Consider the following 24764-nt stretch of genomic DNA (forward strand, 5'->3'; position numbering starts at 1 on the left):
GGGGAGATTAGTTTGAAGGCAAGTCTTTTACAAGAACAAAGCTTACGTTTGGCAATGACACAAGAGTTAAGGCAAGCGATTACAATGCTCCAGTATAATGTACAAGAATTATCGGAGTTTTTGTATGAGCAATCGTTAGAGAATCCCCTTATTGAGTTAGGTGGTTTTGAGAGGGAGAAGAAAAAGAGCTCTAACAACAGTAAAAGTACCAGCAAACAAGTCGAGAATCAGATGGAGATCTACAGTGTGGATTCTACAACGATTCAGCAACATTTATTAAATCAAATACAGTATTATAAAATAGATGAAGAAGAGCGAAAAGTATCTTCTTTCATTATTATGAACATGGATGGAAATGGATATTTACAAGAAACGAATGAAGAGTTAGCAGAGCTCCTTTCTGCGCATATTCATGTAGTCGACCGCTCTGTAGAGCTCGTCCAATCACTGGAACCAGCAGGGGTAGGGGCGCGTAATATTCAGGAATGTTTAACCTTGCAATTGAAGCGCTTACAAAGGCGGAATGGATTAGCAGAAGAGGTTGTAGAAGATCATTTCGCTTATTTTGTGAAGAAAGATTGGCGAAAGCTCGTTCAAGTGTTGAAATGTAGTAATGAGGAATTACAGAGTGCGGTAAATTGTATAACGTCATTACAACCAAAACCAGGTCTTGCGTTTTCTTCAGATAAACCACTTTATATTGTGCCTGATATGGCGGTGAAAAAAGATGGCGATCGCCTCGTTTTACAAATGAATGAGAGAAATATGCCAAGAATTGAAATTCATTCTGAATATAGTGCGCTTCTTAATAATAGTGAAAGTGAAGTAGCATCTTACGTATCAGAAAAGTATCAGCATGTGCAGTGGATTATGCGCAGTTTGAAGCAGAGAAAACAGACGCTGCTGCAAGTGATGAATATTATTATGGAAAAACAACGTGATTTCTTCTGGAAAGGTCCAGAGTATTTAAGACCTCTCGCTTTAAAAGAGGTAGCGGAAGAGTTAAGTGTGCATGAATCAACAATTAGTCGTGCGACGCGAAATAAATATGTGCAAACACCACACGGTTTATTTGAGATGAAATCGTTCTTTAGCAATGCCGTTTCGACGACTGAAGATGAAGCAGTTTCTACAAAACGTGTAAAACAATTTATTCAAACGCTAATTGGGGCAGAGGATAAGAAAAAGCCACTTTCAGATCAAAAGATTTCAAAATTATTAGAAGAAGAGCATGAAATTGTTATTTCTCGAAGAACAGTGGCGAAGTATAGAGAACAAATGCATATCCCAGCTTCGTCATTACGAAAAACGATCGGATAGGTGAAGAAGATGAAAGTTGTACTGTATACTAAAAAAGATTGTGGCCTTTGCGTGAAGGCGAAACAAGTTTTACAGGAAGTACAATGTGAATATTCTTTTCAAATCGAGGAAATAGATATATATGAAGATAATGACCTTTTAGAAAAATATCACTTAATGATTCCGGTTGTAGAAATAGGCGGAAAACAAGTAGAATATGGTAACATTCACAAAGGTGTCATAATAAACTATATAAAGAATGCAGTTAAGAGTTGAATAAGTTTCTATCTCCTGTTACAATAATACACGTAGCAGGGATTATTTTTTTAACCTATGTGGGACACAAAATGTCACTACGGGACGTAAAGTGACCACTAAGGAAAAATGAACCAATGTAGTGAGGAGAAAAGATATGCGCTCATGGATTCAGAACACAAAAAAATTATTACCTGATCTGCTACCTGTTATGCAAACGAGAATGCAAATTCTTCAATACATTAGGCTCATGCAGCCGATTGGAAGAAGAAACTTATCAGCAAGCCTCGGTATGACAGAACGAGTATTGCGAAGTGAAGTTCAAGTTTTGAAAGAACAAAACTTAGTTCACGTCGCTTCTTCTGGAATGACTTTGACAGAAGAAGGAACAGCTTTAGTTCTTGCTTTGGAAGACTTTATGAAAGAAATTTCCGGGTTAAAGGTTTTAGAAAAGCAACTTAAGGAAACATTAGACTTGGATGAAGTTTTCGTTGTCCCTGGTGATAGTGATGAATCGCCTTGGGTCAAACTGGAGATGGGCCGTGCTTGTGTGACTTGTATAAAAGACCGTCTGACAGCGAATAATATCGTTGCTGTGGCTGGAGGAACTACGCTAGCTGCTGCTGCGGACATGATGCAACTTGATTGCAAAGATTTACATATGCTATTTGTCCCAGCACGTGGTGGAATTGGAGAAGGTGTTGAACTAGAAGCCAATACCATTTGTGCCAAGATGGCGCAAAATACGATGAGTAATTATCGCTTATTGTATGTTCCAGACCATGTTAGTAGCGAAGCATATGCGTCTATTGTGACAGAGCCTTCCGTGAAAGAAGTTCTTGAGTTGATTCGATCTTCCAATATCGTCATTCATGGAATAGGTGATGCGTTAACAATGGCACGTCGCAGAAGTACTTCAGAAGCAGATTGGTTAAAGATTCAAGCAAGCGAAGCAGTTGGCGAAGCTTTCGGTTACTACTTTAATGAAGAAGGAAATGTTGTTCATAAAGTAAGAACAGTTGGTATGCAACTAGAGGATTTACAAAATGTATCTCACGTTGTAGCAGTCGCTGGAGGTTCTTCAAAGGCAAAGGCAATACAGGCTGTAATAAAGCAAGGGCACACTTCAATTCTAATTACAGATGAAGGTGCAGCAAAACAGTTAACAAAGGGTTTTACCCTTTAATATAATCCCCCAAGGAGGAAATTCAAATGACTAAAATTGGTATTAATGGATTTGGACGTATCGGACGTAACGTATTCCGCGCAGCTCTTAACAACTCTGAGGTAGAAGTAGTAGCAATCAACGACTTAACAGATGCTAAAACATTAGCTCACCTTTTAAAATATGACACAGTTCACGGAACTTTAAATGCAGAAGTATCTGCTAACGAAAACAGCATCGTTGTTAACGGTAAAGAAATTAAAGTTATCGCTGAGCGTGACCCAGCTCAATTACCATGGAGCGACTACGGAGTAGAAGTAGTAGTAGAATCTACTGGCCGTTTCACTAAAAAATCAGACGCTGAAAAACACTTAGGTGGATCAGTTAAGAAAGTTATCATCTCAGCTCCAGCTTCTGACGAAGATATCACTGTAGTTATGGGTGTTAACCACGAACAATACGATGCAGCTAACCACAACGTAGTATCTAACGCTTCTTGTACTACAAACTGTCTAGCTCCATTCGCTAAAGTATTAAACGAAAAATTCGGCGTAAAACGCGGAATGATGACAACAATTCACTCTTACACTAACGACCAACAAATCTTAGACTTACCACACAAAGATTTACGTCGTGCTCGTGCAGCAGCTGAAAACATGATTCCAACATCTACTGGTGCAGCTAAAGCTGTAGCATTAGTATTACCAGAACTTAAAGGTAAATTAAACGGTGGCGCTGTACGTGTTCCAACTGCTAACGTTTCTCTTGTTGACTTAGTTGTTGAACTTGACAAAGAAGTAACAGTTGAAGATGTAAACGCAGCATTCAAAGCAGCAGCTGAAGGCGAATTAAAAGGTATCCTTGGATACAGCGAAGAGCCATTAGTATCTATCGACTATAACGGATGTACAGCTTCTTCTACAATCGATGCATTATCTACAATGGTAATGGAAGGTAACATGGTTAAAGTACTTTCTTGGTACGATAACGAAACTGGTTACTCTAACCGCGTAGTAGACTTAGCAGCTTACATGACTTCTAAAGGTCTTTAATTCTTAATTATATAAGTAATCAATGACAAAACGAGGGAGAGGGTTTGTTCCCTCTCTCTCTTCTTTCGTTTTAAAAGCAAATGTGTTAAGCTTTTGAATGGGTTTTGTCAATCCTAACTAGTAGTCGGAGGGAAATCCAATGAACAAAAAATCAATTCGTGACGTAGATTTAAAAGGTAAGCGTGTATTTTGCCGCGTTGATTTCAACGTACCTATGAAAGAAGGCAAAATTACAGATGAAACTCGTATCCGTGCAGCTCTTCCTACAATTCAATATTTAGTAGAGCAAGGTGCGAAAGTTATTTTAGCAAGTCACTTAGGCCGTCCAAAAGGTCAAGCAGTAGAAGAATTACGTCTTACTCCAGTAGCAGCACGTTTAGGCGAGCTTCTTGGTAAAGATGTTAAAAAAGCGGACGAAGCATTCGGACCAGTTGCACAAGAAATGGTTGCAGCAATGAACGAAGGCGACGTATTAGTTCTTGAAAACGTACGTTTCTATGCGGGCGAAGAAAAGAACGATGCAGAACTTGCGAAAGAATTTGCAGCACTTGCTGACATCTTCGTAAACGATGCATTCGGTGCAGCTCACCGTGCTCACGCTTCTACAGCAGGTATCGCAGACTACCTACCAGCAGTATCTGGTCTATTAATGGAAAAAGAGTTAGATGTACTTGGTAAAGCACTTTCTAACCCAGAACGTCCATTTACAGCTATCATTGGTGGTGCGAAAGTAAAAGATAAAATCGGTGTAATTCGTCATCTATTAGACAAAGTAGATAACTTAATCATCGGTGGCGGACTTGCTTACACATTCGTTAAAGCTTTAGGTCATGAAATTGGTCTATCTCTATGTGAAAACGACAAGATTGAACTAGCTAAAGAATTTATGCAACTTGCAAAAGAAAAAGGCGTAAACTTCTACATGCCAGTTGATGTTGTAATCACAGAGGAATTCTCTGAAACTGCAACAACTCAAATCGTTGGTATCGACTCTATCCCTTCTAACTGGGAAGGCGTGGACATCGGTCCTAAAACACGTGAAATTTATGCAGATGTAATTAAAAACTCTAAGCTTGTTGTATGGAATGGACCAATGGGTGTATTCGAAATGACTCCATTCGCAGAAGGTACAAAAGCAGTAGGACAAGCATTAGCAGATGCAGAAGATACATACTCTGTTATCGGCGGTGGTGACTCTGCAGCAGCTGTTGAAAAATTCGGTATGGCTGATAAAATGAGCCACATTTCTACTGGCGGCGGTGCGTCATTAGAATTCATGGAAGGCAAAGAGCTTCCAGGTGTAGTTTGTCTTAACGACAAATAAGTAGCAGCCAAAGAAAAAGGACGGTGCAAAGCATGCGTAAACCAATTATCGCAGGTAACTGGAAAATGAATAAAACTCTATCTGAAGCAGTTAGCTTCGTAGAGGAAGTTAAAGGTCAAATCCCAGCAGCTTCAGCTGTTGATGCAGTAGTTTGCTCTCCAGCTCTATTCTTAGAGCGTTTAGTAGCTAAGGCTGAAGGAACTGACTTACAAGTAGGTGCACAAAACATGCACTTCGAAAAAAATGGTGCATTCACTGGCGAAATTAGCCCAGTAGCACTTAGCGACTTAAAAGTAGGCTACGTAGTACTTGGCCACTCTGAGCGTCGTGAAATGTTTGCTGAAACAGACGAATCAGTAAACAAAAAGACTCTTGCAGCATTTGAACATGGTTTAACACCAATCGTATGTTGTGGTGAGACTTTAGAAGAGCGCGAAAGCGGAAAAACATTTGATTTAGTAGCAGGTCAAGTGACAAAAGCACTTGCAGGTTTAACAGAAGAGCAAGTTAAAGCAACTGTTATCGCTTATGAGCCAATCTGGGCTATCGGTACAGGTAAATCTTCTTCTTCTGCAGATGCAAACGAAGTATGTGCGCACATCCGTAAAGTTGTTGCAGAAGCTGTTTCTCCAGAAGCTGCAGAAGCTGTTCGTATTCAATACGGCGGTAGCGTAAAACCAGAAAACATTAAAGAGTATATGGCACAATCTGACATCGACGGCGCTTTAGTTGGCGGTGCTAGCTTAGAGCCTGCTTCGTTCTTAGGTCTTCTGGGGGCGGTAAAATGAGAAAGCCAACAGCTTTAATCATTCTTGATGGTTTCGGACTTCGTGAAGAAACTCATGGGAATGCTGTAGCACAAGCTAAGAAACCTAATTTTGATGGTTACTGGAACAAATTCCCTCACACAACGTTAACAGCTTGTGGTGAGGAAGTAGGTCTTCCAGAAGGTCAAATGGGTAACTCTGAGGTTGGTCACTTAAATATCGGTGCTGGCCGCATCGTATATCAAAGCTTAACACGCGTAAACGTTGCAATTCGTGAAGGTGAGTTCGATCAGAACGAAACATTCCAAAATGCAATTAAAAGCGTAAAAGAAAAAGGTACTGCTCTTCATTTATTCGGTTTACTTTCTGATGGTGGTGTGCACAGTCACATGAACCATATGTTTGCTCTTCTTCGCTTAGCAGCAAAAGAAGGTGTGGAGAAAGTTTATATCCATGCATTCTTAGACGGCCGCGATGTTGGACCACAAACAGCAAAAGGTTATATCGATGCAACGAATGAAGTAATTAAAGAAACAGGAGTAGGACAATTCGCGACTATCTCTGGTCGTTATTACTCTATGGACCGTGACAAGCGTTGGGATCGCGTAGAAAAATGTTACAGTGCTATGGTGAATGGTGAAGGCCCTACTTATAAATCAGCAGAAGAGTGTGTAGAAGACTCTTATGCGAACGGTATCTATGATGAATTCGTATTGCCGTCTGTAATTGTTAACGAAGATAACACGCCAGTTGCAACAATCAATGATGATGATGCAGTTATCTTCTATAACTTCCGTCCAGACCGTGCAATTCAAATTGCTCGTGTATTTACAAACGAAGACTTCCGTGAGTTCGATCGTGGTGAAAAAGTACCTCACATTCCTGAATTCGTATGTATGACACACTTCAGTGAAACTGTAGATGGTTACGTGGCATTCAAGCCAATGAACCTTGATAACACTTTAGGTGAAGTTGTTGCGCAAGCGGGATTAAAGCAACTTCGCATCGCGGAAACTGAAAAGTATCCGCACGTTACATTCTTCTTTAGCGGTGGTCGTGAGGCTGAATTCCCAGGAGAAGAGCGTATCTTAATTAACTCACCGAAGGTTGCAACGTATGACTTGAAACCTGAAATGAGCATTTACGAAGTAACGGACGCTTTAGTAAATGAAATCGAAAATGATAAACATGATGTTATCATTCTTAACTTTGCGAACTGTGATATGGTTGGCCATTCTGGGATGATGGAACCAACAATTAAAGCAGTAGAAGCAACTGACGAATGTTTAGGAAAAGTTGTAGAAGCAATTCTTGCAAAAGATGGTGTAGCACTTATTACTGCTGACCATGGTAATGCCGATCAGGAGTTAACTGCTGATGGCGGTCCTATGACAGCTCATACAACTAACCCGGTTCCTTTCATCGTTACAAAAAATGATGTAGAGCTTCGTGAAGGTGGTATTTTAGGAGATATCGCTCCAACAATGCTTACACTTTTAAATGTGGAACAACCGAAAGAAATGACAGGTAAAACAATTATTAAATAATTTGCTTATATAAAAAGGAGAGAATTTATTATGTCAACAATTATTGATGTTTATGCTCGCGAAGTCCTTGACTCTCGTGGTAACCCAACTGTAGAAGTAGAAGTTTACACAGAAAGCGGCGCTTTCGGACGCGCTATCGTACCAAGTGGTGCATCTACTGGTGAGCACGAAGCAGTAGAATTACGTGACGGTGACAAATCTCGTTACCTAGGTAAAGGTGTTGTTAACGCAGTAAACAACGTTAACGAAATTATCGCTCCAGAAATCGCTGGTTTCGATGTAACTGACCAAGCTGGTATCGACCGTGCTATGATCGAATTAGATGGCACTCCAAACAAAGGTAAACTAGGCGCTAACGCTATCCTTGGTGTATCTATGGCAGTAGCTCACGCAGCAGCTGACTTCGTAGGTCTTCCATTATACCGTTACCTTGGTGGATTCAATGCAAAACAATTACCAACTCCAATGATGAACATCATCAACGGTGGTTCTCACGCTGATAACAACGTTGACTTCCAAGAGTTCATGATCTTACCAGTTGGTGCTCCAACATTCAAAGAATCAATCCGTATGGGTGCTGAAGTATTCCATGCACTTAAAGCTGTATTACATGACAAAGGTCTTAACACTGCAGTAGGTGACGAAGGTGGATTCGCTCCAAACCTTGGTTCTAACCGTGAAGCACTAGAAGTAATCATCGAAGCTATCGAAAAAGCTGGTTACAAAGCTGGCGAGAACGTATTCTTAGGAATGGACGTTGCTTCTTCTGAGTTCTACAATAAAGAAACTGGTAAATATGACCTTGCAGGCGAAGGCCGTACTGGCTTAACTTCTGCAGAAATGGTTGATTTCTACGAAGAGCTTTGCAAAGACTTCCCAATCATCTCTATCGAAGATGGTTTAGACGAAAACGACTGGGATGGTCACAAATTATTAACTGAGCGTATCGGTGATAAAGTACAATTAGTTGGTGACGATTTATTCGTAACTAACACTCAAAAACTTGCTGAAGGTATCGAAAAAGGTATCTCTAACTCAATCTTAATTAAAGTTAACCAAATCGGTACTTTAACTGAGACTTTCGAAGCTATCGAAATGGCTAAACGTGCTGGTTACACAGCAGTTGTATCTCACCGTTCTGGTGAAACTGAAGATGCTACAATCGCTGACATCGCAGTTGCAACTAACGCTGGCCAAATCAAAACTGGTTCTATGAGCCGTACTGACCGTATTGCTAAGTACAACCAATTATTACGCATCGAAGACGAACTAGGCGAAATCGCTGTTTACGATGGTATCAAATCTTTCTACAACATCAAACGATAATTGTAGAAAATAACGACAGACCGTGAGAAATCACGGTCTGTTTTTTTATGCTAAAATTGTTCATCCGTCATAAGTGACATGAAATGTTTAAAGAAGCGGTTATAATCAAAATCAATTGCTATGTGATGACTCGGCCAATCAATAAATGGCTTAGTGTCTCCTAAAGAGCGAAATTCTCCTATACTTGCTCCTTGTGCATAAGATTCCGTCATGACAACAATCGGTGACTTATGATAAGTGAACATAGCATTATCAAATAAGGCGAGTATTGGCATTGTGTCATGAAAGGGGCTTCCCTTTAAATGTGGTAAGGCATCTTTATAATAGCCGTAGTAATAATGATCGAATAATGGTTTGACAAGTGGGGCTTTTCCTTTTGCCTCAATATACTCCGCCATTTCGGGTGTAATGATGGAATATTGGGTGACGTTTAATGGGTAGATGTATATGTTAGCTGCGGATTGAAGAACTATATTGGCGGCAGTAGGGTCGCCAAAAAAGTTTGCTTCCGAAATAGGGGTAACGTTACCGGGGTGGAGAAAAGCACCGCCCATTACGTAGTAAGATTTAATTTGCTTCATTAATTGGTTACATACAATAAATAAAATGGCTAGAGAGGTTAGCCTTCCTAAACTGACAATGATTAATTCTTCTTTATATTGTTCAATAAGAGGAATAACTTCGAAAAAATTCTCCATTTCTTCGCTAGGTACATTCACCTTTGGAATAATTGACCCAAGCCCTTGTTTTCCATGTACATCTGTAAAGAAAGCAGGAGGGGAACCGGTAAGCGGACGTTCTGAACCACCGAATATCTTGATATTTCTATTCTTTGTTTCGTTCGTAAGAAAATGAGCATTTTGTACGGCCATTTCTTTTGGAACATTGCCGTAATCGGCAACAATACCGATGATTTCTATTTCATCGATAAAGAATGCTAAGAGGAGGGCCAACGTATCATCAATTCCAGGGTCACAAAAAATGAGAACTTTTTTGGGCATATGTTCACCACCTATTTTGTTTATCCCGCACAAACCCGTAATAATCAGTAGGGATGAAGAATTCCCGACTAATTAAAGTTTCACTTTATATATATGTAAGCTTAAGGATAAAAAGATTATTTTGTTAAAATAACAACTGGTTAAATTCAGAAAATAAAAACTTTTTATATTAGGTCAAGGTTTTTGACTTAATTTTCATTTGAAAATGCAGTCATATCAAGGTTGTAAGCGTATAACATAGGCTGTTTTTGCTGTCAAGTCGATAAATTGCAGCTTTTTACAATTTATACTATGATAAAGATATTAACAGAAGATCGTATAAACATGAGGGATGATGAACATGAAATTTACAAAGATTCTTGTCCAAATTGCTGCTCTTTACGTTTTTTATATGGTTGGAACTTGGGTACAAGAAATGTTAAATATTCCGATTCCAGGAAGTTTGATTGGAATGTTCCTTTTACTTGTTTTACTTAGCCTAAAAGTTCTCCCAGTGAAATGGTTCGATTTAGGAGCAGAAACACTCGTTGCTATTATGCCGTTTTTATTAATTCCGCCAACGCTTGGCCTAATGAATTACGGTGCTTTTTTTATGAGTAAAGGAATTTCTCTTTTCATTACAGTTGTAGCGAGTACATTTTTAATTATTATTGTCGCAGGACATACAGGGCAATATCTTGCGAATAGAAAGGAAAGAGAGTCGCGATGAGTCAAATATTAATCGGAATCGGTTGGGTTCTTTTTACGGTGCTATTATATCAATTATCTAAAAAAATCTATAAATTATTTCCAACACCATTTACTATTCCAATGCTTGTAGCGACAGGATTAATGGCTTTCTTATTTATCGTGCTTGATATACCATATCAACATTATATGGAAAGTGGTGGTGGCTGGATTGCAAAGCTACTGGGACCCGGTGTTGTAGCCTTTGCAATTCCTCTTTATAAACAACGTCATGTTCTGCAAAAATATGTTGTACCGATTGCGGGCGGCGTATTAGTAGGTACAACAGTTGCAATCGCTAGTGACTTTGCCATTGCTTCACTTATGGGAACAGATAAAAGCTTAATTTTATCTTCTTTACCAAAATCAGTAACAATGCCAGTTGCGATGAGCGTTTCTGAACAAGTTGGTGGTGTACCTTCCTTAACAGCGGCTTTCGTTGTTATCGCAGGTATTACTGGAACGATTACAGGACCTCTTTTATTAAAATGGAGCCGTGTTACAAATTCAGTTGGTAAAGGTATCGGATTTGGATGTGCTTCTCATATTATGGGCGTTATGAGAGCGATGAAAAATAACGAACATGAAGGTGTTATTGGATCGGTAACAATGACATTAACAGCAATTTTGACATGCTTACTTGGACCGTTATTTGCAATGATGTTTATGTAATAGAAGAAAAGCGAGAGCGCCTCTATAGCTCTCGCTTTTCTATAGGATTTATGCTACAGTTACAATAACTGAATCTTTGTAGGAGGTACGCTAAGTGCATACGTTATTATCAGTTTTACTTATTATTGTATCGATTTTAATGATTGTTATGGTACTTATGCAATCTAGTAATAGCTCAGGCCTTTCAGGTGCAATTTCAGGCGGTGCGGAGCAATTATTTGGTAAGCAAAAGGCACGTGGAATTGAAGCGGTATTAAACCGTATTACAATTGTTTTAGCTGTATTATTCTTTGTATTAACAATTGGTGTTACGTACTTCAATTTATAGAATTGAAAGAAGAAGCGTTAGTGAATGGTACTAATGGTTCTTCTTTTTTATTTTGCTATTTGAAAAAAGTTTCTAATTAGATTATAGAAATATAAATATGGTACACTAGATATAGAAAGAATACGACTAGATTACAGAAGAGAAAGAGGAGAAGTACATGATGAAATTAGCATCTCCGAAACCATTTACATTTGAGGGTGGAGACCGCGCTGTTTTATTACTACATGGATTCACAGGAAACTCAGCTGATGTACGTATGTTAGGGCGTTTCTTAGAAAAGAAAGGCTACACTTGTCATGCGCCAATTTATAAAGGACACGGCGTACCACCAGAAGAACTTGTTCATACAGGCCCTACAGATTGGTGGCAAGATGTAACGGAGGCATATCAGCTTTTAAAAGATAAAGGCTTTGAGAAAATTGCTGTTGTTGGTTTGTCACTAGGCGGAGTATTTTCTTTAAAATTAGGTTATACAGTACCGGTTTTAGGTGTAGTACCAATGTGTGCACCGATGTATATTAAGAGTGAAGAAACGATGTACCAAGGTATATTGGCATATGCTCGCGAATATAAAAAGCGTGAACAAAAATCACCAGAGCAGATTGAACAAGAAATGCTAGAATTTCAAAAGACACCGATGAATACATTAAAAGCATTACAAGAATTAATTGCTGACGTACGCAATAATGTAGATATGATTTATGCACCAACATTTGTTGTACAAGCACGTCATGATGAAATGATTAATACAGATAGTGCTAACATTATTTATAACGGTGTAGAATCTACGTTAAAAAACATTAAATGGTATGAAGACTCTACGCATGTCATTACACTTGATAAACAACGTGACGAGCTACATGAGGATGTATATAACTTCTTGGAGCAACTAGATTGGTAAGGTCTAGTTGCCTCTTTTTTTCATAAGGGAATTTTTCACCCCGCTATTTGCGGGCAGTAAGACTAATAATCAGTGGGGATGAACAAAACCCCCACTGATTAAAGTTTCACTTTATGGAAGCTGTAAAAAAATCATTGGGAGATGATTAAAGTTTCACTTTATCCCGCATTAACGGGCAGTAAGACCCCAACCTTAAAATTCAGCAAAACAAAGAAGTTAGGTAGGGATCAACTGCCCGTAAAAGCCCGATTGGTTCAACTAATAATCAGTGGGGGGATGAACAAATCCCCACTGATTAAAGTTTCACTTTATACATCCCCCATCTTTCGGATACACTAAATAATATAAGGGTTTAAAGGAGGTATTTCTGCTTGGAAGAAATCATACAAGAACATATTGATAAGTTGTTATTATTTATGAGAGAAGAAGCGTATAAACCGCTAACGATACAAGAGTTAGAAGAGGCATTTGGAATTGAAGGTTCTGAGGGCTTTAAAGATTTTGTAAAGGCACTTGTAATGATGGAAGAGAAGGGGCTTGTTATTCGTACACGTAGCAACCGTTACGGTCTTCCTGAAAAGATGAATTTAGTACGAGGTAAGTTAATTGGACATGCACGTGGCTTTGCGTTCGTTGTGCCAGACGAGAAGAAAACAGGAGACGATGATCTTTTCATCCCGCCTACAGAGTTAAACGGTGCACTTCACGGTGATACAGTATTAGCACGTGTTAGCTCACAATCAAGTGGATCACGCCAAGAAGGTTCAATTGTACGTATTTTAGAGCGTGGTACGAAAGAATTAGTTGGTACATATACAGAGTCGAAAAACTTTGGATTTGTTATACCTGATAATAAGCGCTGGACAAGTGACATTTTCATATTGAAAAGTGCATCAATGGGAGCTGTAGAAGGCCATAAAGTAGTTGTGAAAATTACGAGCTACCCAGAGAACCGTTTAAGCGCAGAAGGTGAAGTTATTCAAATTCTAGGTCATAAAAATGATCCAGGAGTAGATATTTTATCTGTCATTCATAAACATCATTTACCTTTAGCATTCCCTGAAGAAGTGATGGAGCATGCAAACAGTGTACCAGAAACGATTTCAGAAGAAGATTTAAAAGATCGCCGTGATCTGCGTGACCAAATGATCGTAACGATTGATGGTGCAGACGCGAAAGACTTAGATGATGCTGTTACAGTAACGAAGCTTGAGAATGGCAATTACAAGCTAGGCGTTCATATTGCGGATGTAAGTCATTACGTTCAAGAAGGTTCTCCAATTGATGTTGAAGCAGCGGAGAGAGCGACGAGTGTGTATCTTGTTGACCGTGTAATTCCGATGATTCCACATCGTCTATCTAACGGTATTTGTTCATTAAATCCGAAAGTAGACCGTCTGACATTATCTTGTGAAATGGAAATCAACAACTTAGGTGATGTTGTCAAACACGAGATTTTCCAAAGTGTGATTAAAACGACAGAGCGTATGACGTATGCTGATGTAAGAAGCATTTTAGAAGATGAGGACGAAGAGTTAATCAAGCGCTATGAGCCGCTAGTACCGATGTTTAAAGAGATGGGCCAATTAGCACAGATTTTACGTGAAAAACGTATGCGCCGTGGTGCAATTGACTTTGACTTTAAAGAAGCGAAAGTATTAGTAGATGAAGAAGGAAAACCGACTGATGTTGTCATGCGCGATCGTTCTGTATCAGAGAAGTTAATTGAAGAATTTATGCTTGTTGCGAACGAAACAGTAGCAGAGCACTTCCACTGGATGAACGTACCGTTTATGTACCGTGTCCATGAAGATCCGAAAGAAGATAAGCTTGAGCGTTTCTTCGAGTTTGTAACGAACTTCGGATATGCGGTAAAAGGACGTGCGAATGAAGTACACCCTCGTGCATTACAACAAATTCTTGAAATGGTTCAAGGACAGCCTGAAGAAGTAGTAATTTCAACGGTTATGCTTCGTTCTATGAAGCAAGCACGTTACGATTCGGAGAGCTTAGGACATTTCGGCTTATCAACTGAGTTCTACACGCATTTCACATCGCCAATTCGTCGTTACCCAGATACGATTGTTCATAGATTAATTCGTGAATACATCATTAACGGTAAAGTCGACAGTGAAACACAAGCGAAATGGCGTGAAAACTTACCAGAGATTGCAGAGCACTCTTCTAATATGGAACGCCGTGCTGTTGAAGCAGAGCGTGAAACAGACGAAATGAAAAAAGCAGAGTATATGGTCGATAAGATCGGTGAAGAGTATGACGGTATGATTAGCTCTGTAACAAACTTCGGTCTGTTTGTAGAGCTTCCAAATACGATTGAAGGTCTTGTACACGTTAGCTACTTAACGGATGATTACTATCGTTACGACGAAAAACATTTCGCAATGATCGGAGAACGTACAGGTAACGTATTCCGCATCGGTGATGAAATCACAATTCGCGTTATTAATGTAAATAAAGACGAGCGTGCAATCGACTTTGAAATCGTTGGCATGAAAGGCACACCTCGCCGTAAGTTCAAAGATCGTCCAGTCGTTATTGAACAGCCAAGAACAGGCAGAAAGAAACGCGGTGGACGTAGCGAGCGCAGTAATGAGCGCGGCGGAGAACGTGGCACAGGTAGAAAATTTGACCGTGGTGGCAAAGGAAAAGGAAGAGGAACAGCATCAGCATCCACATCCGCATCCGCAAGTCAGCCAGGGAAAAAAGATGGTAACGGCAAGAAGAAAAAAGGATTTTTCGAAAACGTACCAGGATTCAAGAAGAAAAAGAAAAAGCGTAAGTAAGAAAAGGATGGCTTCGCTTTGATGAAAAGCGGGGCCTTTTCTTTTTTATTGTAATCCAGCTACAGTGGCTAGAATGTTCGGCGGCTTCGCTTCTTCCCAGAGGCAAAGGGCGCCTCAAGGTTAGAAGCTCCGTCCACCTCACATTCTGAGCGAGCCACTTTCGCTTTTTGATGTAATCCAGCTACAGTGGCTAGAATCTGTTGGCCATTTCACTCCCTCGGACGAAGCAAAAAGCGCTTCTCTGTCGGGAGTTCCAATGTCCAAAGATTCTGAGCGAGCCACTTTCGCTTTTTATTAACATTTGTTACAATAGTAAAAATAGAGGAGGGACGTTATATGCCAAAAGGTACAGGTAAGGTTATTGCACAAAATAAAAAAGCATTTCATGATTATTTCATCGAAGAAACATACGAAGCAGGGCTTGTCCTTCAAGGAACGGAAATTAAGTCGATTCGCGCTGGACGCGTAAACTTGAAAGATGCGTTTGCACGTATACATAATGGTGAAGTATGGGTTCATAATATGCATATTAATACGTACGAACAAGGGAATCGTTTCAACCATGATCCACTTCGTACGAGAAAATTACTTCTTCATAAAAAAGAAATTGATAAGCTAGCGGGCGCTGCAAAAGAAACGGGCTACGCATTAGTTCCACTTAGAATCTATTTGAAAAATGGATTTGCAAAAATGGCACTTGGTTTAGCAAAAGGTAAGAAGCAATACGATAAACGTCACGATTTAAAAGAGAAAGAAGCGAAACGTGAAATTGCACGCGTGTTCCGTGATCGCCAAAAGATGTAATACAGATATTTACATTTGTAAAACGGCGCGCGTATGATATAATAACTTATGTAAGGTTGTTGCACATTGAAAAACAGCTCTTAGTAGCTATCACGATATTTTCTTCGTATGCTCCATTTTTATCATGGGGACGTTACGGATTCGACAGGGATAGTTCGAGCTTAGGTTGCGAGTCGAGGGGATCGGCCTCGTCAAAACGTCAAAGCCTATAATTGGCAAACAAAACAATCTTTCTTTAGCTGCTTAATTGCACTAAAGGTTCCTCCCTCCATCGTCCATGTGGTAGGGTAAGGGACTCAAACTAAGTGGACTACGCCGGAGTTCGCCGTCTGAGGACAAAGGAAGAGAACAACCAGACTAGCAACTTGGAAGCCTGTCGATAGGCCGAAGAGTTCGCGAAATGCTAATATATCGACTACACTCGTAGAAGCTTAAGTGCCGATATTTTTGGACGTGGGTTCGACTCCCACCGTCTCCACCAATACATATTTGGTGGTTTTTTTATTTTGTATATAACAAGCAGTATAAGATGGCCGTTTTGGCCAACTTATACTGCTTTTAGTTTATGGACAACTTATATAACTTTTATAGAAAATAAGCGGTTTTTTTATTAGCTCCTTTCTTATATGTAATATTGCATATAAGAGTGTATTGATAAAAATGCAAGGGCTCCCTATAATGAGGGCATAAAGATAAATCAAATTTCAGTAACAATAAAAAAGGAGGAAATAATATGGAAATCGCAATGGCAGTTTTGAAATTTTTAGGTGGAGTAATTCCGTTAGTTCAAGAACTTCTAAAAGTATTTATGTAAGTTTATTAGTTGGCTATCATTTATCAATCATTATCATATGTAACTAAAAAAGAACGGGGTGATTTTTCTGAATATTATGAAAAATACCAAGAGAAGAAAGTTCCTTGCATGTCTATTAGTTAGTTTATGCACTATTAATTATTCATCTATTTCCTTCGCAGAAACACAAGTAAGTAATGCAACTGATGTAAGTAAAAATGCTAGTGGCATTGATACTGGTATAGCAAATCTTAAATATAATAATCAAGAGGTTTTAGCTGTAAATGGTGATAAAGTAGAGAGTTTTGTTCCGAAAGAAAGTATCAATTCAAATGGTAAATTTGTAGTAGTGGAACGCGAGAAAAAATCACTTACAACGTCACCAGTCGATATTTCAATTATTGATTCTGTAGCGAATCGTACGTATCCAGGAGCTGTACAACTTGCAAATAAAGCTTTTGCAGACAATCAACCGAGTTTATTAGTGGCTAAGAGAAAGCCTTTGAATATTAGTATAGACTTACCTGGCATGAGAAAAGAAAATACAATCACTGTCCAAAATCCGACATATGGTAATGTAGCTGGAGCAGTGGACGATTTAGTATCTATTTGGAATGAAAAGTATTCCGCAACACATACGTTACCTGCAAGAATGCAGTATACAGAATCTATGGTTTATAGTAAATCACAAATAGCAAGTGCTCTTAATGTTAACGCTAAATATCTTGATAACAGTTTAAACATTGATTTTAATGCGGTTGCAAATGGAGAAAAAAAAGTGATGGTAGCGGCATATAAGCAAATATTTTATAGTGTAAGTGCTGAACTACCTAACAATCCATCCGATCTCTTTGATAATAGTGTTACTTTTGGTGAGTTAACTCGTAAAGGCGTAAGTAATTCAGCTCCACCTGTTATGGTTTCAAATGTAGCTTATGGTAGAACAGTTTATGTAAAATTAGAAACAACATCTAAGAGCAAAGATGTACAAGCTGCTTTTAAAGCATTACTTAAGGATAACAGTGTCGAAACAAGTGGACAGTATAAAGATATTTTTGAAGAAAGTACCTTTACTGCTGTAGTATTAGGTGGAGATGCGAAAGAGCATAACAAGGTTGTTACTAAAGACTTCAATGAAATCCGAAATATCATTAAAGATAATGCTGAATTAAGTCTTAAAAATCCAGCATACCCAATCTCATATACAAGCACTTTCTTAAAAGATAATGCAACTGCTGCTGTTCATAACAATACAGATTATATTGAGACGACAACTACAGAATATTCAAGTGCTAAAATGACACTTGATCATTACGGGGCTTACGTTGCTCAATTTGATGTATCTTGGGATGAATTCACATTTGATCAAAATGGTAAAGAAGTACTAACACATAAAACATGGGATGGTAGTGGCAAAGACAAAACGGCTCATTATTCTACAGTTATCCCTCTTCCACCGAATTCGAAAAATATAAAAATTGTAGCAAGAGAATGTACAGGTCTTGCATGGGAATGGTGGAGAACAATTATTAATGAACAAAATGTTCCATTAACAAATGAGATAAAAGTGTCAATTGGAGGAACAACATTATACCCAACCGCTAGTATTAATCATTAGGTATAAAAAAGCGCCCTATAAGTAGGGCGCCTTTTTACTTAGTCACAAATTTTAATCGTTACAAAACTCATTAATAATGAAATTCCTAATATAGTTAATCGACGTTGATTTACTACTTCACGTAAAATGGATTGAAATGAAATTCCTATTAATTGGACAAGTGTTGCTAAAAGCGCGGTATTAGTAATAGGGCCTGGTAGGATTACAAAAGTGTAATGTGGGTGTAAGGAAACTGGATTGTACCTTTTTTGGAGATAAAGCATACTCAAGGTAAGGAAGATTTATATGTTAATGAATATAAATCTTACAAGTAGAACAGAAAGGTTAGGTATTATCATATGAAATGGATTATGAGAATTTTTGTGTTATTAGCTATAGTAGGAGGGGCTTTCTACTATCTGAAGTCAGGGAATGGATACTATTCAACTAAAGAATATTATGTAAAAGTAATGACGGATTCTACAGTTGAAAATGAAAAATTAGATAATGGAGAAGTTCTTACGTATCATGTTTACGATGAGAAGGTGTATGATACAAAAGGAAAAGAAAGAAAACTAAAAATTTCTGTAAAAGATAAATTGGAAAAAAATCAATATTATTTGATTGATTGGGAAGATCGCCGTGGGATTGTTTCTAAAATAGCTAAAGTGGATCAGGCAAAAATAGATAAAAGTATTTTAGACAAATTGAATGAAGCCTCATAATGAATGAAGACAAATTAACTAATAGCTGTGTTAGAGTAAAGAGGTATAAGAACAAGATGTTGTAGAAAATAAGAGAGATTATTACAAAACGAAAGAGACCGAACCGTCTGGTTTTGTCTCTTTTTATTAGGCGAGAATTGAGGCTGTAACACCTGTACAGATAATTTGCATTGCAATTCTTCTGTATCATAATCTTTGTTATTTATATTTCAATATGGCTTAAATTTTTTAAACAGGGGCTATTAGAGAAGTTTTGTTGTTATATGACATATGGGAAAAAGAAATGCTGTCAATTAAAGTAACAAATTATAGTTACTATAATAGCTGTCCCTTAATGATTAAATAACATTTATCCCGCTATTTGTGGGCAGCCCAATTGGTAAATTTTCATTAGGTTTTCACTTTATTCAAATCTTCATATGTTTTGTGTTTTTATCCATACCTATTGTAAGATTATATAGAGTTCTCCTAATAAGCTGTTATAATGGCTTTTTTTAGGGATTTAATACTTATAAATCTTAAATTGTTTTTTCGGGATAATTTTTTATCTAAATAAGTTATATTGAAGTAGAGGTGAACCATCGGTGAGGCAGGTGTTGGTAATTAAGAATGAACGGTCTTTAGCGAAAAAAATCGTAAGCGGTTTAACGCAAGAAGGCCATTTCATTTTAAAACTTCACAATGAAAACGAAGGTTTAAATATAATATATGAACAAGATTGGGATATTATCGTATTGGATTGGGATTCATTAAGTATATCCGGACCGGAAATTTGCAGACAAATACGACTTGTTAAAACCACACCGATCATTATTGTGACCGACAATATTTCTAGTGAAGATTGTGTAGCAGGGTTACAAGCAGGCGCAGATGACTATATAAGAAAACCATTTGTGAAAGAAGAATTAGTAGCAAGGGTTCAAGCTATTTTAAGGAGAAGTGACTGTAACCAGCAAAATGAGATAAACTTTTTTCAGTTTAAAGATCTCTTTATTGATGCATCTAGCAATATTGTGAAAAAAGGTGGCGAAAACCTCCCGCTTACTAAGCGCGAGTACGATTTACTTGTATTTTTAATCAAGAATAAAAATACAATATTGAGCCGTGAAATGCTTTTGAACCAAGTTTGGGGATATAACGTAGTAGTAAATCCAAATGTAGTGGACTTATATATTGGGTATGTAAGAAAAAAGCTAAAGTGCGAGAAGGAAGACAGATATATTCAAACGATACATGGCAGGGGCTATTCAATGATTGAATGATAAAATAAGGTAATAGGTAAAGTACAGTTTTTCATAACAATCAATATCCAGCATAATAGAAAAACGAGTAAAACTGAATGAAACAGCTTTACTCGTTTTTCTATTAAATCTAATAATCAAATAGTTTCTGAGAAGTATTAAAAGATGTAAAAAGAATATTTCCATCAGGAAATGGATTATGAAAATATTAGTTATTAATGGGCATGTTTTGTAGGAGGAATCATGGTTTATAAGGGGCTCATCTATTGTTTAGTTTTGGGGAGACGACTCTAGCGCGCATTAGTTGAGGGGAAAGTGCCTACTCGAAAAGACAATCGACATGCATGACTTTAAATATTACTTCTTGCATCCAATTTATGCTTTGGTTTTATTAATTCACACCATTCACAAGATTTTCACAGAATTAATGACTATACTAATTAACAGGATATTCGAATGAAAATGATTATCAATAGCGATTCAATTGAATAAAAGTTACTTTCTAATTCAATCTATGGATGTCATCATTTTCGAAATAAATCACACTATAAGGAGTATACATATGAAAAAATCTATGCTTTTAAAATTAGTGAGTATTCTAGCAATTTTCACTTTAATGTTAGTAGCTTGCTCAGATTCAAGTAAAGAAACTTCGAAGGCTAATAATAAAGATAATGGTAGTGATAAGCCAAAAACGGTTGAAATCACTGATGCTCATGGAACTGTTAAAGTCCCTGTAAACCCAAAGAATGTAGTTGCTTTAGATAACAGAACGTTTGAAACTTTATCTGATTGGGGAATTAAATTAGCGGCTGCTCCAAAGGATGTAATGCCTGCAGATTCAGCATATGTAAAAGATAGTTCAGTTCAAAATATTGGGAATCACCGTGAACCAAATCTTGAAATTATTGCAGCTGCAAACCCTGAACTTGTAATCGTTGGTCAAAGATTTGCTGGCCATTACGAAGAAATCAAAAAATTAGTACCAAATGCAGCTGTTATTGATCTTAATTTTGATGTTTCTGAGAAATCTACTAAGCCTGGCGAAAACTTAGTAAAAGGACTTAAAGATTCTACAGTTACTTTAGGAAAAATCTTTGATAAAGATAAAGAAGCTAAAAAATTAGTAGCTGATTTTGATAAATCTATTGAAAACGCAAAATCTGCTTATAACGGAAAAGATAAAGTTATGAGTGTTATCGTTACTGGTGGGAATATCGGTTTTGCTGCTCCACATTCTGGTCGTGTTTGGGGACCAATGTATGAAATTTTCGGTTGGGTTCCAGCATTAGAAGTTTCTAATTCTACTGCCGGTCATAAAGGTGACGACGTTTCTGTTGAAGCTATTGCACAAACAAATCCTGATTGGATTTTCGTATTAGATCGTGATGCTGCAACATCTGATGCAGCTACTTCAGCTCCAGCTAAGGATGTTATTTCTAAATCACCTGCTCTTCAAAACACAACTGCTGTTTCTAAAAACCAGGTTATTTATGCACCAGAAGATACTTACACAAATGAATCAATTCAAACTTATATAGAGTTATTTGGAAATATTGCAAAAACTTTAGCTAAGTAGTGTAAAGGAGTACGAAACAGTGTCAAAAAATATAATTTCTAGGGTTGAGAATATTTCTCAACCCCAGTTTTATAATCACAATAAATTATGGACAAAACCTTTTATAATAGCGATTATAGTTGTTATAATTTTAGGGATTATATCACTGTTTACTGGAGTTTATGATATACGTGGACAAGAGGACGGAATGGAGATGTTTTTCATCACTCGTGTTCCGAGAACAGTTGCATTAATGCTTACTGGAGCTGCGATGGCGATGGCAGGGCTCGTAATGCAACTTATTACACAAAATCGCTTTGTTGAACCTACTACAACAGGGACGATTGAATGGTCAGGCTTAGGCCTGCTTTTTGTATATTTATTATTTCCTGCCCCAACTTTAATTCAAAGAATGACTGGTGCAATCATTTTTTCTTTTATAGGAACTATGATTTTCTTTCTATTTTTAAGAAGAGTTAAGCTTCGTTCGTCTTTAATTGTCCCGATTATTGGATTGATGCTTGGAGCAGTAATTTCTGCAGTGTCTACTTTTTTAGGACTCCTTTTTCAAAAGACGCAAAGTATTGAAACTTGGTTTGTAGGTTCATTTGCTAACGTTCAGGTGGGAAGATATGAATATTTATGGCTGATTGTTATCATTACTTTTCTTATTTTTATGTATGCTAATAGATTGACTTTAGCTGGACTAGGAGAAGATGTCGCAACAAGCCTTGGAGTTAATTACAATAGAATTGTTCTTTTTGGGACTGCTCTTATTTCTGTTGCAGTTGGAATTGTTGCAGCTGTTATTGGACACTTACCTTTCTTGGGATTAATTGTGCCAAATATCGTTTCAATGTTTAGAGGTGATGATCTTAGGAGTAATTTACCTTGGGTTTGTGTGATCGGAATGGGGTCAATAACTGCCTGTGACATCATTTCTCGAACAATTATACAGCCTTTTGAAGTACCTGTTTCTTTAATACTTGCAACAGTGGGAGCAGTCGTGTTTATTACTATTTTATTGAGACAAAGAAAACCAAGGAGGCTACGATGATCACATTAGAATATAGAAAAAAAGAAAATGTCGAAATCGATTCTAGCCTTCATAATGAAAGTAGATCAGCTAGTGCTTTTCGTTCTAAGAAGGAAGCGAGACGTTATTGGATTTTACTGATAACATTGATTGCTTTAGGACTCCTTTCTTCATATGGACTTTTAGTTTATAACAATCCAGTTCCGATAGATTCACCTTCTTTTATCCCAGTTGTTAAGAGAAGGATAGTAGCTATTGTTGCAATGATTATTGCTGCAGTTTGCCATAGCTTGTCGACAGTTGCTTTCCAATCTATTACGAATAATAAAATTATTACGCCTTCGCTTTTAGGTTTCGAATCACTTTATTCAGCAATTCAAACGAGTACAATATTCTTCTTTGGTGCTAGTGCATTAATAAATTTTAATGGAATTGGATCATTTTTATTCCAAGTTGTTGTTATGGTCTTCATGAGTTTGATACTTTATGGATGGTTACTTTCCGGTAAATACGGGAATTTACAACTTATGCTTTTAGTTGGAATTATTATTGGTACCGGGCTAAATTCTGTGTCAACTTTCATGAGAAAACTACTTGCGCCTTCAGAATTTGATATTTTACAAGCGAGATTATTTGGTTCTGTTAATCATGCAGACCCTGCATATTTTCCTATTGTAATTCCTATGATCATAATTGTAGCAGTATTAATTTTTTCTCATTCTAAGAATTTGAATGTTTTGTCACTAGGAAAGGATGTTGCTACTTCTTTTGGAGTTAAATATCAACCTAGTGTAATTTATACGCTTGTATTAGTAGCTATTTTAATGTCCATTTCAACAGCTCTAATTGGGCCACTTACTTTCTACGGATTTTTAGTAGCGACTTTGAGTTATCAGGCGGCGTCAACTTATGATCATAGATATATTTTTCCGATGGCTTTTGCTATAGGATTTTTGATAATGACGAGCGCATACTTTTTAATGTATCATGTATTCCATGCTCAAGGTGTAGTTTCAGTTATTATTGAATTATTTGGTGGAATCATATTCTTAACTATAGTTTTAAGGAAGAGGGCTTTATGATAAAAATAGATAATGTTAAAAAGTTCTATACTGATAAGGTAAAAATAGGACCTTTGGATATTGAAATACCAAAAGCAGGCTTTACTTCTTTAATTGGACCAAATGGCGCTGGAAAATCCACGACACTATTGATGATTGGAAGACTTTTAGATATGGATGAAGGTCAAATTCAGGTAGCAAATATGGATGTTTCTGAATCCAAATCAAAAGACTTGGCAAAAGTTTTGACTATATTGCGACAAGAAAATCATTTTGTAACTAGGCTTACTATTAGACAACTAGTTGGATTTGGGCGCTTTCCTTATTCAAAGGGAAGATTAACGAAAGAGGATGAAGCTATTATTTCTAAATACATCGATTTTTTAGATTTAACCAATTTAGAGAATAGATATTTAGATGAGCTTTCTGGTGGTCAAAGACAAAGGGCATATGTAGCGATGGTATTGTGCCAAGAGACTGAATATGTACTTTTGGACGAACCTCTGAACAACCTTGATGTTGCTCGTTCTGTTCAAATGATGGAGCATTTGAGACGTGCAGCTAATGAATTTGGAAGAACAATTTTGACTGTTATGCATGACATAAATTTTGCAGCTAAATACTCGGATAAAATTTGTGCTATGAAAGATGGACAAATTGCTGCTTTCGGAACAGTAGAAGAGGTTATGGACCCCACACTTTTGACAGATATTTTTGAAACAAAAATAGAAATTATTAATGGTCCTTATGGGCCGATCGCCGTTTATTAGTTGCAAAATGTA

22 protein-coding genes, 1 other RNA gene and 1 pseudogene are annotated in these 24764 nt (G+C 37.5%); 22 read left to right on the plus strand and 2 right to left on the minus strand.

Features of this window, described 5'->3' with window-relative positions:
• Positions 1-12: 12 nt before the first annotated feature.
• The 8 genes from rpoN (at position 13) to eno (ending at position 8735) form a co-directional block, all read left to right on the plus strand.
• Positions 13-1320 carry an RNA polymerase factor sigma-54 gene (gene rpoN, locus COK05_RS04365; RefSeq protein ID WP_098611605.1) on the plus strand — a complete coding sequence of 436 codons (1308 nt, stop codon included), beginning with the start codon at positions 13-15 and terminating at the stop codon, positions 1318-1320.
• A gap of 9 nt (positions 1321-1329) precedes the next feature.
• Complete coding sequence (locus COK05_RS04370; protein WP_029443579.1) at positions 1330-1575, plus strand: glutaredoxin family protein; 246 nt, start codon at positions 1330-1332, stop codon at positions 1573-1575.
• Between the two features lie 136 nt (positions 1576-1711).
• Positions 1712-2740, plus strand: coding sequence for a gapA transcriptional regulator CggR (gene cggR, locus COK05_RS04375; protein WP_001258185.1), 1029 nt, complete (start codon positions 1712-1714; stop codon positions 2738-2740).
• 26 nt (positions 2741-2766) lie between these two features.
• Entirely contained in the window at positions 2767-3771 is a 1005-nt protein-coding gene (gene gap, locus COK05_RS04380; protein ID WP_000161234.1) for a type I glyceraldehyde-3-phosphate dehydrogenase, read from the plus strand.
• Positions 3772-3910: 139 nt separating this feature from the next.
• Positions 3911-5095, plus strand: coding sequence for a phosphoglycerate kinase (locus COK05_RS04385; RefSeq protein WP_075309618.1), 1185 nt, complete (start codon positions 3911-3913; stop codon positions 5093-5095).
• A 32-nt stretch (positions 5096-5127) separates the two neighbouring features.
• Positions 5128-5883 (plus strand): triose-phosphate isomerase, encoded by a 756-nt coding sequence (gene tpiA, locus COK05_RS04390; protein ID WP_048566659.1) that lies wholly within the window; start codon positions 5128-5130, stop codon positions 5881-5883.
• Positions 5880-7409: a 2,3-bisphosphoglycerate-independent phosphoglycerate mutase gene (gene gpmI, locus COK05_RS04395; protein WP_001231145.1), complete on the plus strand. Its 1530-nt coding sequence runs from the start codon at positions 5880-5882 to the stop codon at positions 7407-7409. Before tpiA ends, gpmI begins: the two co-directional genes overlap by 4 nt.
• Before the next feature lie 30 nt (positions 7410-7439).
• Positions 7440-8735 (plus strand): phosphopyruvate hydratase, encoded by a 1296-nt coding sequence (eno, locus tag COK05_RS04400; RefSeq protein WP_000103951.1) that lies wholly within the window; start codon positions 7440-7442, stop codon positions 8733-8735.
• A 50-nt stretch (positions 8736-8785) separates the two neighbouring features.
• Here the strand turns inward: eno and COK05_RS04405 are convergent, their stop codons facing one another.
• Complete coding sequence (locus COK05_RS04405) at positions 8786-9736, minus strand: nucleoside hydrolase (RefSeq protein WP_098611606.1); 951 nt, start codon at positions 9734-9736, stop codon at positions 8786-8788.
• 340 nt (positions 9737-10076) lie between these two features.
• On the opposite strand from COK05_RS04405, the gene COK05_RS04410 reads away from it, so the two are divergent.
• The 8 genes from COK05_RS04410 to alo all read left to right on the plus strand — a co-directional run bounded on the left by COK05_RS04410 (position 10077) and on the right by alo (position 18382).
• The gene (locus COK05_RS04410) at positions 10077-10445 is read left to right on the plus strand and encodes a CidA/LrgA family holin-like protein (protein ID WP_000673222.1); all 369 of its coding nucleotides are present in this window, start codon (positions 10077-10079) and stop codon (positions 10443-10445) included.
• Complete coding sequence (locus tag COK05_RS04415) at positions 10442-11134, plus strand: LrgB family protein (protein ID WP_000078304.1); 693 nt, start codon at positions 10442-10444, stop codon at positions 11132-11134. Before COK05_RS04410 ends, COK05_RS04415 begins: the two co-directional genes overlap by 4 nt.
• Positions 11135-11228: 94 nt before the next feature.
• Positions 11229-11462, plus strand: coding sequence for a preprotein translocase subunit SecG (secG, locus tag COK05_RS04420; protein ID WP_000557264.1), 234 nt, complete (start codon positions 11229-11231; stop codon positions 11460-11462).
• A 160-nt stretch (positions 11463-11622) separates the two neighbouring features.
• Entirely contained in the window at positions 11623-12363 is a 741-nt protein-coding gene (gene estA / locus COK05_RS04425; protein ID WP_176539411.1) for a carboxylesterase, read from the plus strand.
• A gap of 371 nt (positions 12364-12734) precedes the next feature.
• The gene (gene rnr / locus COK05_RS04430) at positions 12735-15167 is read left to right on the plus strand and encodes a ribonuclease R (RefSeq protein WP_098611608.1); all 2433 of its coding nucleotides are present in this window, start codon (positions 12735-12737) and stop codon (positions 15165-15167) included.
• Positions 15168-15503: 336 nt separating this feature from the next.
• Positions 15504-15971, plus strand: a complete 468-nt coding sequence (gene smpB, locus COK05_RS04440; protein ID WP_001123917.1) for an SsrA-binding protein — start codon at positions 15504-15506, stop codon at positions 15969-15971.
• Between the two features lie 126 nt (positions 15972-16097).
• Positions 16098-16452, plus strand: a transfer-messenger RNA (tmRNA) gene (ssrA, locus tag COK05_RS04445).
• Between the two features lie 391 nt (positions 16453-16843).
• A complete protein-coding gene (alo, locus tag COK05_RS04450) occupies positions 16844-18382 on the plus strand; it encodes an anthrolysin O/cereolysin O family cholesterol-dependent cytolysin Alo (RefSeq protein WP_098611609.1) in 1539 nt (512 codons plus the stop codon).
• Positions 18383-18447: 65 nt separating this feature from the next.
• Here alo and COK05_RS30845 read toward each other — a convergent pair.
• Positions 18448-18585: pseudogene (locus COK05_RS30845) on the minus strand (purine/pyrimidine permease); the annotation flags it as partial.
• Positions 18586-18720: 135 nt separating this feature from the next.
• On the opposite strand from COK05_RS30845, the gene COK05_RS04455 reads away from it, so the two are divergent.
• The 6 genes from COK05_RS04455 to COK05_RS04480 all read left to right on the plus strand — a co-directional run bounded on the left by COK05_RS04455 (position 18721) and on the right by COK05_RS04480 (position 24752).
• Entirely contained in the window at positions 18721-19086 is a 366-nt protein-coding gene (locus tag COK05_RS04455) for a YxeA family protein (RefSeq protein ID WP_098611610.1), read from the plus strand.
• Between the two features lie 584 nt (positions 19087-19670).
• Positions 19671-20348 carry a response regulator transcription factor gene (locus COK05_RS04460; RefSeq protein ID WP_098611611.1) on the plus strand — a complete coding sequence of 226 codons (678 nt, stop codon included), beginning with the start codon at positions 19671-19673 and terminating at the stop codon, positions 20346-20348.
• A gap of 541 nt (positions 20349-20889) precedes the next feature.
• Entirely contained in the window at positions 20890-21906 is a 1017-nt protein-coding gene (locus COK05_RS04465; protein WP_098611612.1) for a siderophore ABC transporter substrate-binding protein, read from the plus strand.
• Positions 21907-21925: 19 nt separating this feature from the next.
• Complete coding sequence (locus COK05_RS04470; protein WP_098611613.1) at positions 21926-22942, plus strand: ABC transporter permease; 1017 nt, start codon at positions 21926-21928, stop codon at positions 22940-22942.
• The gene (locus tag COK05_RS04475; protein WP_098611614.1) at positions 22939-24003 is read left to right on the plus strand and encodes an iron chelate uptake ABC transporter family permease subunit; all 1065 of its coding nucleotides are present in this window, start codon (positions 22939-22941) and stop codon (positions 24001-24003) included. The genes COK05_RS04470 and COK05_RS04475 overlap by 4 nt, the downstream gene beginning before the upstream one ends.
• A complete protein-coding gene (locus tag COK05_RS04480) occupies positions 24000-24752 on the plus strand; it encodes an iron ABC transporter ATP-binding protein (RefSeq protein WP_098611615.1) in 753 nt (250 codons plus the stop codon). Before COK05_RS04475 ends, COK05_RS04480 begins: the two co-directional genes overlap by 4 nt.
• Positions 24753-24764: the final 12 nt, after the last annotated feature.

The sequence above is a fragment of the Bacillus cereus genome (assembly GCF_002567495.1).
Classification (GTDB): domain Bacteria; phylum Bacillota; class Bacilli; order Bacillales; family Bacillaceae_G; genus Bacillus_A; species Bacillus_A cereus_AQ.